The following is a 15,588-nucleotide window of genomic DNA, read 5'->3' on the forward strand; positions in this document are numbered from 1 at the left end:
TCACGCTCCGCCGTTCGATTCGAGTTGTTCGAATACCTGCCCGATGCGCAGCTGCACGACCCCGGGCGTCGCGCCCGCGTCGTTGATTTCGAGCCTTGCAGCGGGCAGTGATCCATCGCCGAAGATGCGTTCGAGCACGGCTTCCCACAGGCGGCCCTTGCCATCGACGGATGTGGTGATGTTCACCACCGTGCGGTTCGCGCTGTTCGCTTCGAGCAGGATTTCGAGGTCTCCGGACGCGACCACGCCCACCAGCGCGCGGCCTTTTGCGGGCTGTCCCGCCGGAAATTCGAGGACGATGTTTTCCATATGGTTTCCTAAGTATTAGGCGATTCGGTTGCTTCGCCCTGGAGCCGGTCGAGAAAGAGTGCGGCGGCGAGCAGATCGGCCGCGCCGCCGGGCGATACGTGGAGTTCGACGAGACGCTGGTCGAGCGCGCGCAGATGACGGCGGCCCGCGAGTGTCGCGACGCCGCCTTCCGCGAGCACGAGGCTTGCGCCGTGCTGCAATTCGGCGAGCGCGTTGCGTCCGCCGCGCGCGAGCACGCAGGTGTCGTCGAGGCTCGCCATGATTGCGAGCAGGGCGTTGAGACGCGCCGACGTTTCGCTGTCGCCGCGCGCACGCGAGCGCGCAAGTTCCGGCAGCGCGACGCGCACCACGTGCGGAAAGCCCGCCTGCGCCTGTCCGCGCGCGCCGCCGACGTCATAGTCGATGCAAGCCTGCTCGCCCTTGTTGCCGGTGCGCGCCGGGGCATGACGATCCTGAACGCGCGCGATCGATCCGGCGAGCGCGGCGACCGCATCCGCCGTGAGATTCGACGGCTCGCGGGCGGCCGCGGTCACGAGCAGCCCGAGGGCCCAGATCGCGCCGCGATGCGTGTTGACGCCGCCGGTCGCATCAAGCATGCGCGCTTCGCCTTCGCGTCCGATTGCGCCGATGCGTTCGCGCAGCGCGGGCATCGGTGCGATGTCGATGCCCGCGCGCGCCATCGCGACGAACGCCGGCTGCAACGCGAGCGCCGAGACGCACATCAACGTCCAGTCGAGATCGTGATGCGCGCCGCGGCTGCGGATATCGACGAGGCCGGGCTTGGGCGCGAGCGTGACTTCGTCGATCAGCGCTTCGACGACGTATCGGCCGAGGCGGCCGGCCGCGTCCGGCGAAAGACAGAGCGGGCGCGCGGCGCTCCTGGCATGGGGATCGCGCATCACCAGCTCCGGAAGCGCGCGGGCGGATCGTACAGCCCGTCGGACCAGTCGACGAGATCGGCCATGCTTTTCGCGGCGAGCAGCGAACGGCTCGCTTCGCTGCGATGAATGCCGAGGTCCTCGGGCAGCGCGACGAAGCCGTCGCGGCGCAGCGCCGGGAGCTTGCTCTTGTCGCTTTTCAGGCCGATCGGCGTGACGCCGGATACCGCGGCGATCATCTCCTTGCGGTGCTCCAGCGAGCGCGCCCTGTACAGATAGGCGATGCCTTCCTCGGTCAGCACGTGCGTGACGTCGTCGCCGTAGATCATCACGGGCGCGAGCGGCATGCCGGATTCGCGGCCGACATCGACGGCGTCGATGGATTCGACGATGGTCGGCTGTCCGCCCGCCTGAAACGTCTCGACCATCTGCACGACGAGCTTGCGGCCGCGTTCGAGCGGGCTGTCCGTTTGCAGCAGGTCGAGCCACGCGGGCGTGGCATGACGGCGGCCGTGCGGATCGTGGCCCATGTTGGGCGCGCCGCCGAAGCCGGTGAGCCGTCCGTGCGTGACCGTCGACGAGTTGCCTTCGCCATCCATCTGCAGCGTCGAGCCGATGAACATGTCCACCGCGTATTGCCCGGCGAGCTGGCACATCGTGCGATTCGAGCGCATCGACCCGTCGCGCCCGGTGAAGAAGATGTCGGGCCGTGCGGCGACATAGGCTTCCATGCCGAGCTCGCCGCCGAAGCAGTGGACGCTGTCGACCCAGCCGGTCTCGATTGCGGGGATGAGCGTGGGGTGCGGATTGAGCGTCCAGTGGCGGCAGATTTTGCCCTTGAGGCCGAGCTTGTCGCCGTAGGTCGGGAGGATGAGTTCGATTGCGGCGGTGTTGAAGCCGATACCGTGATTGAGCGACTGCACCTGATGCTTTTCGTAGATGCCGCGGATGGCGAGCATCGCCATCAGGACTTGCATCGGCGTGACGAGGCGCGGATCGCGCGTGAAGAGCGGCTCGATGAAGAACGGCTTGTCGGACTGCACGACGAAGTCGATCCACGAGCCGGGAATATCGACGCGCGGCAGGTCTTTCGGATCGTCGACGATCTCGTTGACTTGCGCGATCACGATGCCGTCGCGAAACGCGGCTGCTTCGACGAGCGAGGGTGTGTCTTCGGTGCTCGGGCCGGTGTACAGGTTGCCCTGGCGGTCGGCCTTGTAGCCCGCGCACAGCACGACGTTCGGCGTCAGGTCGACGTAGAGCCGCGCGTAGAGCTCGATGTAGGTGTGGATCGCGCCGATTTCGAGGATGCCGTCCTGCAGGAACTGGGAGATGCGCAGGCTCTGCGCGCCGGCGTAGGCGAAGTCGAGTTTGCGAGCGATGCCGCGCTCGAAGAGATCGAGGTGCTCGGCGCGGCTCACGCTGGGAATGATGAGATGCAGGTCGTGGACGACGCCGGCATCGACTTTGGCGAGCGAGCGCGAGAGGAAATCGGCCTGCTTCTGGTTGTTCCCTTCGACGACGACGCGGTCGCCGGGCGCGACGAGCGCCTGCAGTACATCGACGATGCGATCGGTGGGCAGCACCATGCCGTCCGCGATCGATGCGACGCGCGCGAGCCGGCGATGCTTGTCCGCCCGGCGCGTGGCCCAGCGGGATGGGGACTGAGTTTGACTGGACATGGATGCTCTCGCTGAGGACATGAGGCGAGTCTAGAGAGCACGGGATGCCGGTTCAATCAACGTTGGCGGGCGATTGTTATCCGGAGGGTAATGGTTGGGGGAGGGTTTTCCCTGCGTGCTGCTCCCAGGTTCCGCTTTCGACGGCCGATATGCCGATGCCGGCGGGTGAGACGAAGTACGCAAGGAAACGGGTCGGTTCCGGCATCCTCGTGGGAAAAGTCATTCCCTCGATCGAATGGAGCGAACAAGCCGAGCGCGCGCTCGATAACTTGCACTACAACGGAACGCCGACAATGTCGGCATCAGATGACGCACGGTGGCACTGGAGAAACCAAGCTGTTAATGGATCCCGCGCAACACCGGCGCGTGTTCAAAGCGCCCAGTGATTCAGGAACGCGGTCCCGCATCGCGGCGGCTCCAACGCCGCGCCACAACGCTGATTGCTTGCCGCGCGCGGTGCACGGGCTGTCGATAGCCTCATCCCCCGATGGCGCTCCCCTCGATTCCGCCTTAACATCCCTGTTCGCGCACCCGCGCCGCTGCTTCGACACAAAGCACGCCGATCGACCGACAAGCGTGCCCGACCTCATGGAGCCAGATGCGCAATCCGCTCACCGTATATCGCGCTCGCACTCTCGCGGGCAGTCACCCTCCCGCACGGCCGCGTCGGCTGGCACGCCTCGGCCTCGCAACGCTGCTGCTCTCCAGCGCAATCGCCCACGCGCAGTCTTATCGCGATGTGAGTCCCACGCCGCCGCCCGCGTCCCCGCGTCCTTCCACGCCGCCGCCGCCGCCCGAGCCCGCGAGCGGATCGGCGGAAGTCGCGGTGACCGCGCTTCGCGGGCTCGTGTTCGAAGCATCCGCGTCAAAGTCCGCGTCGACATCCGCGTCGACGAACGCCGAGGCGCGCGCAGCCGACGGCCGCATCGTCGCGCGCGGCCTCACGCCGATCGACGACGCCTTCCTCCAAGGCTTCGCCGCCGACCTCGATCGCCCGCTCACGTTCGCGCGGCTCGCCGACATTCGCCGCGCCGTGGTGGCTCGATATCGCGAGGCAGGACTGCCGCTCGTCGATGTCTACGTGCCCGAGCAGGACGTGACCGACGGCGTCGTGCGTATCGCGGTGGCGAGCTATCGGCTGGGCCGAGTGATCCCGCGCGGCAATCGCTACTTCTCCGATGCGCTCCTCACCGGCGACATGCCGCTCACCGCCGGCGATGCGATCCGCGAATCGGACGTCGCCACCGGCCTCGCACTGCTCAACGCGAATCCATACCGCGCCGTCGATGTGATCTACGCCCCCGGCGAGGCCGACGGCACCACCGACGTGATCCTCCAGACCGCCGACCGCTTCCCGATGCGCGTCTCCGCCGGCTACGACAACGCAGGCGTTCCGCAGCTCGGCCGCGACCGGTTCTTCGCGGGCATCGACTATGGCAATCTCTTCGGGCTCGACCAGCAGATCGCCTATCAGATCACCGCGAGCAACGACGCGCTGAGCGGCAATCCGGATATCGAAGGGCGCCCGAACCGCGCGCGCTTCGTCGCGCACGCGCTCAATTATTCGGCGCCGCTGCCGTGGCACGATCGCGTCGAACTGTTCGGCGTCTATGCCCAGAGCACGCCGCGCCTGCCCGACAGCTACGGACAGACCGGCATTTCCGCGCAGGCCAGCATCCGTTACGACTGGCGGCTCACGCCGTTCGCGGGCTGGCAGCAGCAGGCGCAGTTCGGCTACGACTTCAAGCGGTCCAACAACAACCTCGAGTTCGGCGGCTTCCAGGTGTTCAACTCGAACACGCACATCCACCAGTTCGTGCTGGCTTACGAACTGAGCCGCACGGATACATCGGGCCAGACACGCGCCAACGCGACGGTCGTGCTCAGTCCCGGCCGGCTCGATGCCGACAACAACGAAGCCGCCTTCGAAAGCGCGCGGCACGGTGCGACGCCGCGCTACATGTACGCGCAGTTGTCGGCGCAGCGGGATATCGCACTGGGCGGCGGGTTCATCGCATCGGGACGGGCCATGCTGCAATGGACGCCCGATACGCTGTTGCCCAGCGAAGAGATGGGACTGGGCGGCGACAGCAGCGTGCGTGGCTACCTGCCGTATGTGGTGCAGGGCGATCGCGGCTGGAATGTGCAGACGGAAGTGCGCACGCCGCCGTGGAGCATGGGCGCGAGCGGCGTCGCCATTCAGCCGTTTCTTTTCGTCGATGCAGGGCGGGTGTGGAATCGCATCGATCAGCCGGCCGAACCGAACAACGGATCGCTGGTCGGCATCGGCGGCGGTTTCCGCTTTCAGGTCAGCCGTTTCATCAATGTGCGGGGAACGTTCGGCTTTCCGCTGCACGCGGCCGAGCCCGCCGGTTCCAAAGCACCGGTCGGGATGCTGTACATCGTGCTCGGCTCGTGACCGCGCCTGTCACGTCGCGCTATTTGGTCACCTGCCATTGCAGGACCGGATGGGAGACGCCCTCGATGAACGTCCACGTGCCGCCCGGCGCGAAGTTCCAGGTGGGCGCGAAGCTCGACGCCATGCCCATCTGCGCGGTCGTCAGCCCGTTCGCGGCGGGGATGGCCGTGCCGGTGGCCGCGCCGACGCTTTGTCCCGACACTTCGCGATCCCAGTACACGTCCTTGGCGATGTTGCCCACGTTCGTCGACGTGATGCCGCCGACGTATCCGGGCGGCAGCGCCGGCGCGGACACCGCTGCGAACGATTCCTCGATCCTGCCCGCGTTGTAGTCCGTCAGCCCGCCGTCGGTGACGCCGCCGGCGCTCGCGGTCGAATACGATTGCCTGATGATGCCGGTCGTCCCGTTGCCCGCCGCGATGCCGCCCACGTGCGCGTGCGTGCCGCCGCCGTAGTCGCCGCTCGACGACGATTGCACGATGAGCCCCGAGTTCGACAGCGCGATGCCGCCCATCGAGCCTTGCGCATACATCGACACATTGCTGGTGGCGCGCGATATGGTCCCCGAGTTCTCGCCGACGACACCGCCGATTGCGCCCGCGCCGATCTCGTCGGTGCTCATCTCGCCGGTGACGTGCACGTTCGCGACCAGGCCGGCGTTGCTGCCCGCGAGCAATCCGGCGAGCGTGGCCCACGGCGACGCGTAGGCGTTCGTCAGATTGACGTTGCGCACGACGCCCGACCTGCCGATCGCGGAGAACATGCCGAGCGGCGGCGAGCCGGAGTCCGGCGTGGTGCTGAACGAGATGCCGTCGATCGTATGGCCGAAGCCGTCGAACTGGCCGGTGAAGCCGGTCGTGTTGTTGATTGCGATCGGCGTGAATGAGCCCGTCGCGGACAGGTCCTTGCCGAGCGCGTAGTTGCCGTTCAGGTTCTGCGAGATGTTCTCGAGTTCGGCGATCGAATTGACGAGTTGATACGCCGTCACCTGCGTCTTGAGTCCGCTGAAGGGCGCGGCGCTCCACGACGCGGTGCTGCGCAGCGTGCCGGGCGTGAACGCGCCGTTCGAATCGTAGAACGCGGCGACGACGCCCGTGCTCTGCGACCAGTCGATGGTGCCTGCGTTCGTCACGCTGCCGTTGTTGTCGATGCTTTTCGCATCGGCGCGCAGGTACAGGTTGCCTGCGCCGGTGTTGGAAATCGTGGTGAGCGGTCCGAGGAGGATGGAATGCCCGGCGGCGAGCACGAGCGATGCATTGCCGGTCCATCGCAGTGTCGACAGCACGTTGATGTCGTTGTCCGCGTTCACGCGCACCGAGGTGCCGTTCGACAGGCTCTGCGACAGCGCCGCCGCGTTGTGCGGCCCGGCGTTCAGCTCGCTCACGCCGATGTTCCACTTCGCCGCGCTTACCGTGGTGTTCTCGAGTTCCGTGGTCGTGCCGATGGTATCGACTGTGCCGCCGGTGCCGTCGCTGTTCTTTGCGCTGATCCTTTGGTGCTGCTGCACGTCGCCTTGACGCGCGACGAGCCATACGTGGCCATCGCGGCTGGCGGTGCCGGTCGCGCGCAGTCCCGCGTGGCGGCCTGCGAGCGCGTAGACGTTTCCGTCGGCGGCTTCGAGGTGAATTTGTGCGGCGCGGATGAAGCCCTTGTTCGCGACATCGCCGTGCGTGCCTGGCTGCACGAAGACCTGCGTGCCGCTCGATGAATCCTTCAGCAAGACTTCGTTGCCGGTGACGAGTTCGGCGGTCCCGTTGGGCGCAGCGATGTGTCCGGCGTTTTCTGTGTGGGCGAGCGAGATGAGCAATACGTCGCCGCCCGTCGAACTGATTTTGCCGAGGTTGACGATGGAGGCGTTGCTCGTGCCGGAGAAGGTGAGCGGTCCGCCGGCCATGAATGCGTCGTTGGGCGTATCCAGGGTGGCGGCGACGAAGCGGCCGCCGGTCGTCACGATGCCGCCTCGTCCGATGACGACGCCTTGCGGATTGATGAGATAAAAGCTGCCGGTGGCGTTGAGCGCGCCGTCGATGGCCGATGCGGCCGGTCCGGTCACGCGCGAGAGCGTGGCGCCCGAGCCGTTGTTGACGTTGACGCTGTTGCCTGCGCCGATGGAGAAGCTGTTCCAGTCGATGACGCCGCGCGCGGTGCCCTGGGTGATGTTCACCTGGTTCGCGGTGGATGTGATGCTGCCGGAACCCGCGACGAAGTTGCCGTTTTGCGGCAGCGGACCGGCTGCGAAGGCGACTGGCAGAGAGACGCCCATCAGGAAAACGATCGCGGCTGGTCTGGCCAGCCAACCATGAACAGACGACTCATTGCGCATGACGCCTCCCGTTGCGTGGCACACCGAATCGGTGAGTATCGAGAATATAACCTGAATGGATAAATGCAATGGGAGTGCGTTGGCGATGGTGAGCGGTGTCGTAAGCAAGATGATCCCGTGTGCGCTTCGACGGCAGTGCACACGGGGCTTTATTGCATTGCAACAGACACGCGCAGCGCGATGCTTGCCATCACCCCAACCGAATCGAAGTGACATCCGCCGTCAAATACCCCACCGCCGCCCCATACCGATCCTTGTAGTTCGCCCGCACGAGCGGATCGAGCGTCGCCTGCACCTTCGCATGCACGCTTCCCCAGTCACCCGCGTGCTGGAAGTTGCTCATGATGTACGTCCAGCCATTGATCTCATCGACAGCATGCAGCCCCGTCGATTCCGCGCCCGCCGGAGCCGACAGGATGCGCGACAGCATCTTCGTATCGACGTTATAAGCCCACAGGAAGTTATTGACGTGCATGCTGCTGTCCTCGCCGATGAACAGCGTGCGCAGCTTCTCCGAAAACTTGATGTTGTCCGGATTCGCAATCCTCTCCGGATTCGCCGTATTGCCGATCGCATCGGCGGCCATGTCCTCGCCGACGAGCGCAGCCGGCGCGCTCATGTCCACCGGCACCCATTCGCTATCGATCGCCGCGCCCGTCACATCGCGCTGGCCGCTTTTCATGTTGAGCGCATAGACGGCGCCCGAATTGATGGCGCGGTCGACTGCGATATCCACGTTATGCGCGTTGCCCTTGACCATCGACGATACGATCTGCGACATCGCCGTATAAAGCACCTTGTCCTTCGCATTGACGGTCGTGCCTTCGAGCTTCGTGAACCCGAGGCTCGCGCCGCGCAGCGCCGCATAGCGATGCGTTTCCAGAAACGCCGCCGCTTTCTCCATGCCCGGCTTGATGCGAATCCAGTTGTACTTGCCGCTGAAGTGAATGCGCGTATAACTTGCATCGCTCGGCGGATTCCTTTCGTCGGTAACAATGTCCATGATGTCGGCGATCGTCAGCGTGTTCGCGAGCGCCTCGATTTCATCGCTCGTGGCGTGGCCGAGATTGAGCCACGTGAGCGTCGCCGAACCCGCACCCGCCGACGATGTCTGCGTCCACTTCGCGACATACAACGTGCCGGCCGAAAGGTCCGCTTCCTTGTCCGCGACGAACATGAAAAGGCCGCCGTTCGTGGCGTCGTCGCCCATCAGCACGGTGCGCCTGTCGGGCATCACCTGGATCAGCTCGTGCGAGATGCGTCCAAGACAGTAGTGCTTCTTGATCGTGCCGGTGCCGTCCGGATGAACCGTCACTTCGGGAAGATGCCCATAGTGATACGCGCGGGCCTTCGTCGCATCGCCGTAAAGGTTCTGGCTATAGGCCCTGAACTGCGTGTTGGTGGCGAGGGTCGCGGCATCGGGCTCGTACTCTTCGCTCGACAAGTGCGTATTCCACGGTGACAAGCTCGCGCCGCACGTGATCCACAAGCCGTTGGCCTTCGATGTATCGACATTCGCATAGCTCACGAGCGAGAGCTTGCCCGTCGATGGATCCTGATCGAGCGTCAGCACGGCAATGGGCGACGGCAGCTTGCCGTACATGTCCTCGCTCGCACGGTCGCGCGTCGTGTATTCGAACTGCACGACCGCGAACACCGCATTGCCTTTCACGCCCTTGACCGTCGCGTTGTCCAGCCTGATGAGCGACGTTCCGTCCGGGCAATCCGAGAAGAACTGCCGCTCGCTGCCCGCAACAGAACGATCGATGATCGGCTGATTGCCGATGTCGAAGTACCCGCCCGCGACGATGGTCCCGCCCGCCGTGTTCGGCACCACGTCGCCGGTGACGAAGAACGGCTGATACGCGAGCTTGTAGCTGCGCGTGCTGCCATCGGCGAAGCTCGCCGTCATCGTCGATGCAACCGTGGTCGTCGCCATCGCATCCGGATTGGCAAGCGAAGGCGCGGCCATGCTGCCGAACGATGCCGTCGTGAATGCGGCGGCGGCTGCGGGCGTCGGCGCAAGCGCGGTGGCGTCGCTGCCGCCACACGCGGCGAGCAGCGACGTGGACGCGAGTCCGAGCGGCAGCATCGGTGCGCCAGCGAGAATCTTCAGGGCTTTGCGGCGGGAAAGATCGTGGGACTGCGCCATGTGCGGTTTCAATTCCTTGATGTGGGTTGTCCCCGGCGAATCGAGTTCGTGTCCGCGAGCCTCCACGGCCCGCGGTTGCCGGATGACGCAACACTTTAGGAAATGAATGTGAAATGCGTTTGACAGCGCGTTGTAAATCTCTCCCGTGGCTCGACCTCAGTTCATCCCGGGCCCCGACTCGACGGCAAGCAGGTTCAGCACGATGAAGATGGCCGGCTGATTGTCGACGCTGATCGCGATGCCGAGCGTCGCGCTGATCCATCGACCGATCTTCGTGCCGGCGAAGTCGTCGCTTTGCGCGGACTTCTTGACCGTCACGCCGAGCTTCACCGCGCGATAGTGATACGACGGAATGTGATGACGCGCGGCGACGCCCGACAGCCCGCCTTTGCCGCCTGACGACCACCCGAGCGTGCCGGCCAGCACGAGCCGCTCGTACTTGTCGAGGCCCTCGATGAAATCGCGCGCAAGCAGCCGCACGCGCGCTTCGCTCAAGCCGTATTGCACGAGCACCGATTCAACCGGGTCGGCGACCGCATGCGCGTGCTCGTCCACTTGTTGCTCAATGCCGTCGAGTTCGATCGACACATCGCGCTGATAGCTCGCGCTGCGCAGGCAATCGATGAGAAACCGCCTGAAATACGCGCATACGGCATAGCGGGTCGAGGGCGCGCTCTGTTCCCCCGAATGCGATTCCGTATGCCCCGGCTCCAGCCTCAGCACTTTCGAATAGATGAACTGCGCGATCAGCTCTTCCTTGTCTTCCCTGAGCGACTGCAATTCGGGCGGATGGTAGCTGCGCAACGCGCTTCTCACGAGCGTATAGATGGAAACCATTTCGTCGTGCGACAGATGCGTCCTGCGCCGCCAGAGCGCGGCCAGCGTCGACACCGTACCGGCGTCGGCTGCGGCGTTCATCGTCAAGGTATCCATCATGACCCCCCATATCGGTGGCTACGCGAGGAGTATGGTTCTTTCGTACCGATCGTCCAATATGGATTAAGTGATAGCCGTCGCCTAAACTCTCGGGTAAACCAGTCGAGCACGGACCTCCGCCGCTTACTGCCGTTACCCCGGGCGTTGCATGGCGACAAGGGGATGACAGAATGCATGGCGATCGTGAGCAGAAAGAGATCGATAGCGATCTCGCCAACACGCTGTACGCCGCGGACCCCGTCGCCATCGTCGCGCACGCATGCGCGCTCGTCCTTCTCAGCGCCGTCTATCTCACGCGCCCGGCCGACAGGCGCATGATCCTCGTCTCCCTGTTTGTCTATGGCATCGCGGTCGTCACCGCGTCAGGGCTAAGGGCGTGGCGCCGTCATCGCCCATTTGCGTTCGACGTGCGCGGCTGGATCGGCCTTCATGCGTTATCGAACGTGTTACTTCACGGTGCGCCGGGCCTGCCGATATGGTTCGCATTCCAGATGGAATCCGCCGATGCCGTCGCCATTCATACCGTGCTGCTCGTCGCGCTGGCGGCGCTCGCCTATGCGTCGAACGGCCTGTGCGCGATGAACCTCGGCGCGGCAGTCGTGGCGTTGATGACGCCCGTCATCGCCGTGCACCTGATGCAGGCGACGCCCCGCGATATCGCGGTCAGCGCGCTGCTCGCGGCGTTCAGCGTCGCGCTGTGTGCCGCGGCGGGGCAGTATCGGCGGCGTCATCGGCGCATCGTGGCGGCGCTCGCGGATCAGCAGAAGCTCGCCGAAACCATCACGCGCCAGAAGTGCCTGATCGAAGATGCAAGCCGCGCCAAGACGCGCTTCTTCGCAGCCGCGAGCCACGACCTGCGGCAGCCGCTGCATGCGATCGGATTGCTCGCCCAGGCGCTCTGCGAGCGCGGCGCAAGGCCCGAAGAGCGCGAGGAAACGGCGCAGAACATCATCGCGAACGTCGAGGCGCTCAATCACTTGTTCAATCAGGTGCTCGATCTCGCGCGCATCGAAAGCGGCGTGACGCAGGTCATTCCGCAGCACTTCTCCTTGTCCGAACTGCTCGCGCGCATCGACAAGCAGTTTCGTCCGGCCGCCGCCGCCAAAGGGCTCGCGTTCCGCATCGCGCCGAGCGCGTGTGTCGCGAATACCGATCCCGTGCTGCTCGAACGCATCCTTATCAACCTGGTGTCGAACGCGGTGCGGTACACCGAGCGCGGCGCGATCTGGATCGGCGTGCGGCACGGCAGCGATCCCGCGCGCTGTCATATCGAAGTGCGCGACTCGGGCATCGGCATCGCGCCGCACGAGCACGAGCTCGTTTTCGAGGAGTTCTATCAGGTCCCGCTGCCGCAGCACGCGATGCGGCAGGGTCACGGACTCGGCCTCTCGACGGTGCGCCGCCTCCTGCACCTGCTCGGCGGCGAACTCACGCTGCGCTCGGACCTCGGGCGCGGCACCACCGTGCGGGTGCCGGTCAGACTGGGCGAAGCGGGCCTCATCACCGCGAGCCTCACCGCGCCGCCTTCAGTCGGCGCGCTGATCGAAGGCCGCCATATCCTGTGCGTCGATGACGACCCCGCGAACCTCGACGCGCTCAGCACGCTCCTCGCACGCTGGGGCTGCACGGTGCGCGGCTGTCGCGACGAATTGTCGGCGGTGCGCGCGATCGCCGAGGGCTTCGTGCCCGACGCGTTCTTGTGCGACTACCAGATCGGCCGTCATCAGACGGGCATCGATGCGATCGGCGCGGTGCGCGAAACGCTGCGGCGGCGCGGCCACAACCAGCTTGCCTGCGTGATGATCACCGGCGATATGGCGTCGCCCGAACTGTCGGCGCTCGCGGCCGACGGCGTCCCGGTCCTGCGCAAGCCCGTGACGCCGACGCGCCTGCGCCGCACGCTCGATCTGTTGCTGCAGGAGAGCGGGCAGGACGAAGCCGCGTGATAGCCGATACGGCGCGCTCAGAGCTCGCGCCCGGCCTGCAGCCAGCCGTTGATGACCGCGATCGCCGACGAGCGGTTGTGCACCCCGAGCGCCCGGAAGATCACGGACAAGTGGACCTTCACCGTGCCTTCGGCCACTTGCAGTTCGCGGGCGATCATCTTGTTCGTGCAGCCGTGATGCACGAGCCGCATGATTTCGCGCTGGCGGGGCGACAGGTTTTCCATCAGATGCAGATGATGCGGCGCGAGCGTGGCGGCAGGGCCGTTGCTGGATGTGTTCGGCGACGGTGAAGCGGTGCGGGGTGGCGCGACACGCGATCCGCCGATGAGACTCAGCGCTTCGATCGGCACGTACGCGCCGCCGGAGAGCACGAGTTCGATCGCCTTGAGCATCACGTTGGCCGGCTCGCGCTTGGGCACGAAGCCGAGCGCGCCCGCCGCGAGCACGGCGCGCATTTCATCGACGGATTCCTCCGCCGACAGCACGACGAGCGGCAGCGCGGGATTCGCCTTCAGCAGCGCCGTCAGCGACGACGCGCCGGCCATCCCGGACATATGCAGATCGACGATTGCAAGGTCGTGGTTCGCTTCGGGCCGCGCGGCGGCGGCGAGCGTATCCCAGCTATCGGCTTCGTCGAATTGCGCGTCCGGATCGATTCCGCGTAACAGCGACTTGACGGCCTGACGGATCAGCTCGTGGTCGTCGGCGACGAGGAACCTCATGGCTTCTCCCGGCTGGAGGTGTTTGCGCTGGGCAATACCGCATCATTCACTGTGTATCGTCGACGCACAAGTCCGGATCGCTCACGACGCAATCGGCGCTCGGCATCGCGGGACCGCCGCGCACGCGCACGCCCGATTCTTTCGCCGAAATCCGCAAGCCCTTCGGCAGGAGAACCCACATTTGCGCCGGCTGCTTCATTTTGCTCGCCTTCTGCTGCGCGTCTGCCCCGGTGCCGAAGAAGTAGTCCGCGCGGACCGCGCCGCGAATCGCGCCGCCCGCGTCCTGCGCCATCAGCAGCCTCGTGATCGGCGCCCCCGACCCGGACTCGCTCGCATCGATGAAGACCGGTGCGCCGAGCGGCGTCGTGCGGGGATCGACGGCGGCGGAGCGTTCCGGCGACAACGGGACGCCGAGCGCGCCGATCGGCCCGGCGGGCGAATCGGGGATGGGGCGGAAGAAGACGTAGCTCGGATCGGATGTCGCGAAGGTATAGGCGATGGGCGCTGCGTTCGTGCGCGGCGCGGCGGCCTTGTTCGTTGCACGCGGTGAATCGATCTGGGCGACGCCCGCGCTTGCGGTCTTCGCCGCCGGCGATGGCGTGCTCACGCGCGATGGGTGCACCGAAGGCGTCGCGCTCTTTGCAAGGTTGAAGCCGCGCAGGAGCGGCGAATCGGGTGCTTCGTCGGCGGCAGGCTCATCTGCGGCGCCGCGCAGCAGCGGGGATTGGGGCGTATCGCCGGATGCGGATTCCGGCGTGTCGTCCGCGCTGGCCGCGCCTTCTTCCAGCGCGATTTCTACGCCGCGCACGAGCACCTTGCGGCCCTTGGTCTGCGCCGTCGCGACGGGAGGATTGAACGCGAAGCCGTTCTGTTCGGCATAGGCGAGGCGTATCACGCTCGTTCCGTCGGGCAGGATGATCTTGCCTGCGCCCTGCAGTTGCATCGAGTAGAGCATCGCCGGGTCGGCAACGTACGCGAGCACGGGCGCATCGATGCGGCCTCGTTCGATCTGCGCGCGCGACAGATACGGCACGATGCGTCCGCCCGCGACGCGCAAGCGGAGCTTCTTGTCGCGGATGTCGGGGATGCTGTTGCCGAGGTCGAGCGCATACACGTTCTTTGCGCGGCTCATCGACAGGGCGGTCAGCGGGACCACGGTGCGGCCCTCTACGCGGGCCATCGTCGGCTCCGAGCGGGCGCCGGGCGGGAGCTTGCGGGAATCCAGGAAGAGCATGTCGCGGGGGACGCCGTAGACCGGGTACACATAGGGCGGGTCGTAGCGGCGGCTGCCGCGCATCACGGGCTCGTAATAGCCGGTCAGCACGCCGCGTGATGTGCGGTCTACGTTGCGGATCTGGTACACCGTGAAGTTGTCTTCGAAGAAGCGCCTGATGGCCGCGGCGTTCGTCGCGCTGATGCCGCGCGAGGCGGCGCAAGGGGCCGCCCAGGCCGGTTTTGCGGCTAGCACCGAGCAGCTCTTTTTGAACGCTTCCCACGATTCCGATACGTCGTCGGTTGTCCAGCCCGGCACGGTTTTGAATTGCACTGGCGTGTACAGGGCGTTTTTTGTCGCGAATGCAGTCGCGGTTCCTGTTATCGATGCCGTTGGGGTCGCGGGTAATGGGCTCGTTATGCCCGGTTCCGGGCCCGTCGGAGTCGCGGGGATCATTCGGGGTTCTTCCGGTTGGTCTTGTTTTTCTTGTTCTCTTTCTCTTTCTCGTTCTCGTTGTGGGGTTTGTGTTGGGGTTTCTGCCTGCGGCGGGGGAGGGGTCGCGCAACCCGTTCCTAGTAGCAGTGCCACTGCTGAAGCTATCGTTAGAATTCGGGCGCTCGCTGCTCGTTCTGACATGATGTCCTCGACTTCTTTGCGCTATCCTTTTTTTGTTCGAATTGCTTAGCGAGTGAGTTCTGTATTTCCGCGTCGGTCTATTGGCGCGCCCCTCCCCGGGGCGGGGGTCACTTTCTTGGCTGTCGACCAGAGTTGGCGCTTTAGCGCCTTACTCTGGTCCCATGCAAAGAAAGTAACCAAAGAAAGCAGCTTTTCTTCGAACCGCCCAATGCACAGACTTGCGTGACCACTTCGTAGAAGATCGGTGGCACTCAGCTTGTAAAAAGCCCTGAATCACCTTCCACGCCCACTGACTACTGACGTCCTCCGAGCCCCTTGGCTCGTTAACGCCGATCTCTCATTTTTGCTCTGTCGCGGCTCATAGCCACGCCC

10 protein-coding genes are annotated in these 15,588 nt (G+C 65.4%); 2 read left to right on the forward strand and 8 right to left on the reverse strand.

All coding sequences use genetic code 11. From position 1 onward, the window contains the following. The 3 genes from P9220_RS24070 to mdcA are packed head-to-tail and all read right to left on the reverse strand — an operon-like array spanning position 1 to position 2,869. Positions 1-309, reverse strand: coding sequence for a malonate decarboxylase subunit delta (locus P9220_RS24070; protein ID WP_309768309.1), 309 nt, complete (start codon positions 307-309; stop codon positions 1-3). A gap of 8 nt (positions 310-317) precedes the next feature. Beyond that, positions 318-1,208 (reverse strand): triphosphoribosyl-dephospho-CoA synthase, encoded by an 891-nt coding sequence (locus tag P9220_RS24075; RefSeq protein WP_309768311.1) that lies wholly within the window; start codon positions 1,206-1,208, stop codon positions 318-320. Further along, positions 1,208-2,869: a malonate decarboxylase subunit alpha gene (gene mdcA / locus P9220_RS24080; RefSeq protein WP_309768312.1), complete on the reverse strand. Its 1,662-nt coding sequence runs from the start codon at positions 2,867-2,869 to the stop codon at positions 1,208-1,210. Before mdcA ends, P9220_RS24075 begins: the two co-directional genes overlap by 1 nt. Positions 2,870-3,467: 598 nt before the next feature. Between mdcA and P9220_RS24085 the strand changes: the two genes are divergently transcribed. After that, positions 3,468-5,288 carry a ShlB/FhaC/HecB family hemolysin secretion/activation protein gene (locus P9220_RS24085; RefSeq protein ID WP_309768314.1) on the forward strand — a complete coding sequence of 607 codons (1,821 nt, stop codon included), beginning with the start codon at positions 3,468-3,470 and terminating at the stop codon, positions 5,286-5,288. Positions 5,289-5,307: 19 nt separating this feature from the next. Here P9220_RS24085 and P9220_RS24090 read toward each other — a convergent pair whose 3' ends face one another. The 3 genes from P9220_RS24090 to P9220_RS24100 all read right to left on the reverse strand — a co-directional run bounded on the left by P9220_RS24090 (position 5,308) and on the right by P9220_RS24100 (position 10,696). Continuing rightward, positions 5,308-7,551, reverse strand: coding sequence for a filamentous hemagglutinin N-terminal domain-containing protein (locus P9220_RS24090; RefSeq protein ID WP_309768316.1), 2,244 nt, complete (start codon positions 7,549-7,551; stop codon positions 5,308-5,310). Positions 7,552-7,801: 250 nt separating this feature from the next. Beyond that, positions 7,802-9,763, reverse strand: coding sequence for an alkaline phosphatase PhoX (locus P9220_RS24095; protein ID WP_309768318.1), 1,962 nt, complete (start codon positions 9,761-9,763; stop codon positions 7,802-7,804). A gap of 156 nt (positions 9,764-9,919) precedes the next feature. Next, positions 9,920-10,696 carry a hypothetical protein gene (locus P9220_RS24100; RefSeq protein WP_309768918.1) on the reverse strand — a complete coding sequence of 259 codons (777 nt, stop codon included), beginning with the start codon at positions 10,694-10,696 and terminating at the stop codon, positions 9,920-9,922. A 173-nt stretch (positions 10,697-10,869) separates the two neighbouring features. Between P9220_RS24100 and P9220_RS24105 the strand changes: the two genes are divergently transcribed. Further along, positions 10,870-12,645 carry a hybrid sensor histidine kinase/response regulator gene (locus P9220_RS24105; RefSeq protein WP_309768319.1) on the forward strand — a complete coding sequence of 592 codons (1,776 nt, stop codon included), beginning with the start codon at positions 10,870-10,872 and terminating at the stop codon, positions 12,643-12,645. Positions 12,646-12,662: 17 nt separating this feature from the next. Here the strand turns inward: P9220_RS24105 and P9220_RS24110 are convergent, their stop codons facing one another. Beyond that, on the reverse strand, positions 12,663-13,367 hold the full coding sequence (locus tag P9220_RS24110) for a response regulator transcription factor (protein ID WP_309768321.1): 705 nt from the start codon (positions 13,365-13,367) through the stop codon (positions 12,663-12,665). Positions 13,368-13,413: 46 nt separating this feature from the next. After that, on the reverse strand, positions 13,414-14,835 hold the full coding sequence (locus tag P9220_RS24115; protein ID WP_404980224.1) for an MltA domain-containing protein: 1,422 nt from the start codon (positions 14,833-14,835) through the stop codon (positions 13,414-13,416). Between the last annotated feature and the right edge of the window lie 753 nt (positions 14,836-15,588).

It is taken from the genome of Caballeronia sp. LZ016 (assembly GCF_031450805.1).
Lineage (GTDB): Bacteria > Pseudomonadota > Gammaproteobacteria > Burkholderiales > Burkholderiaceae > Caballeronia.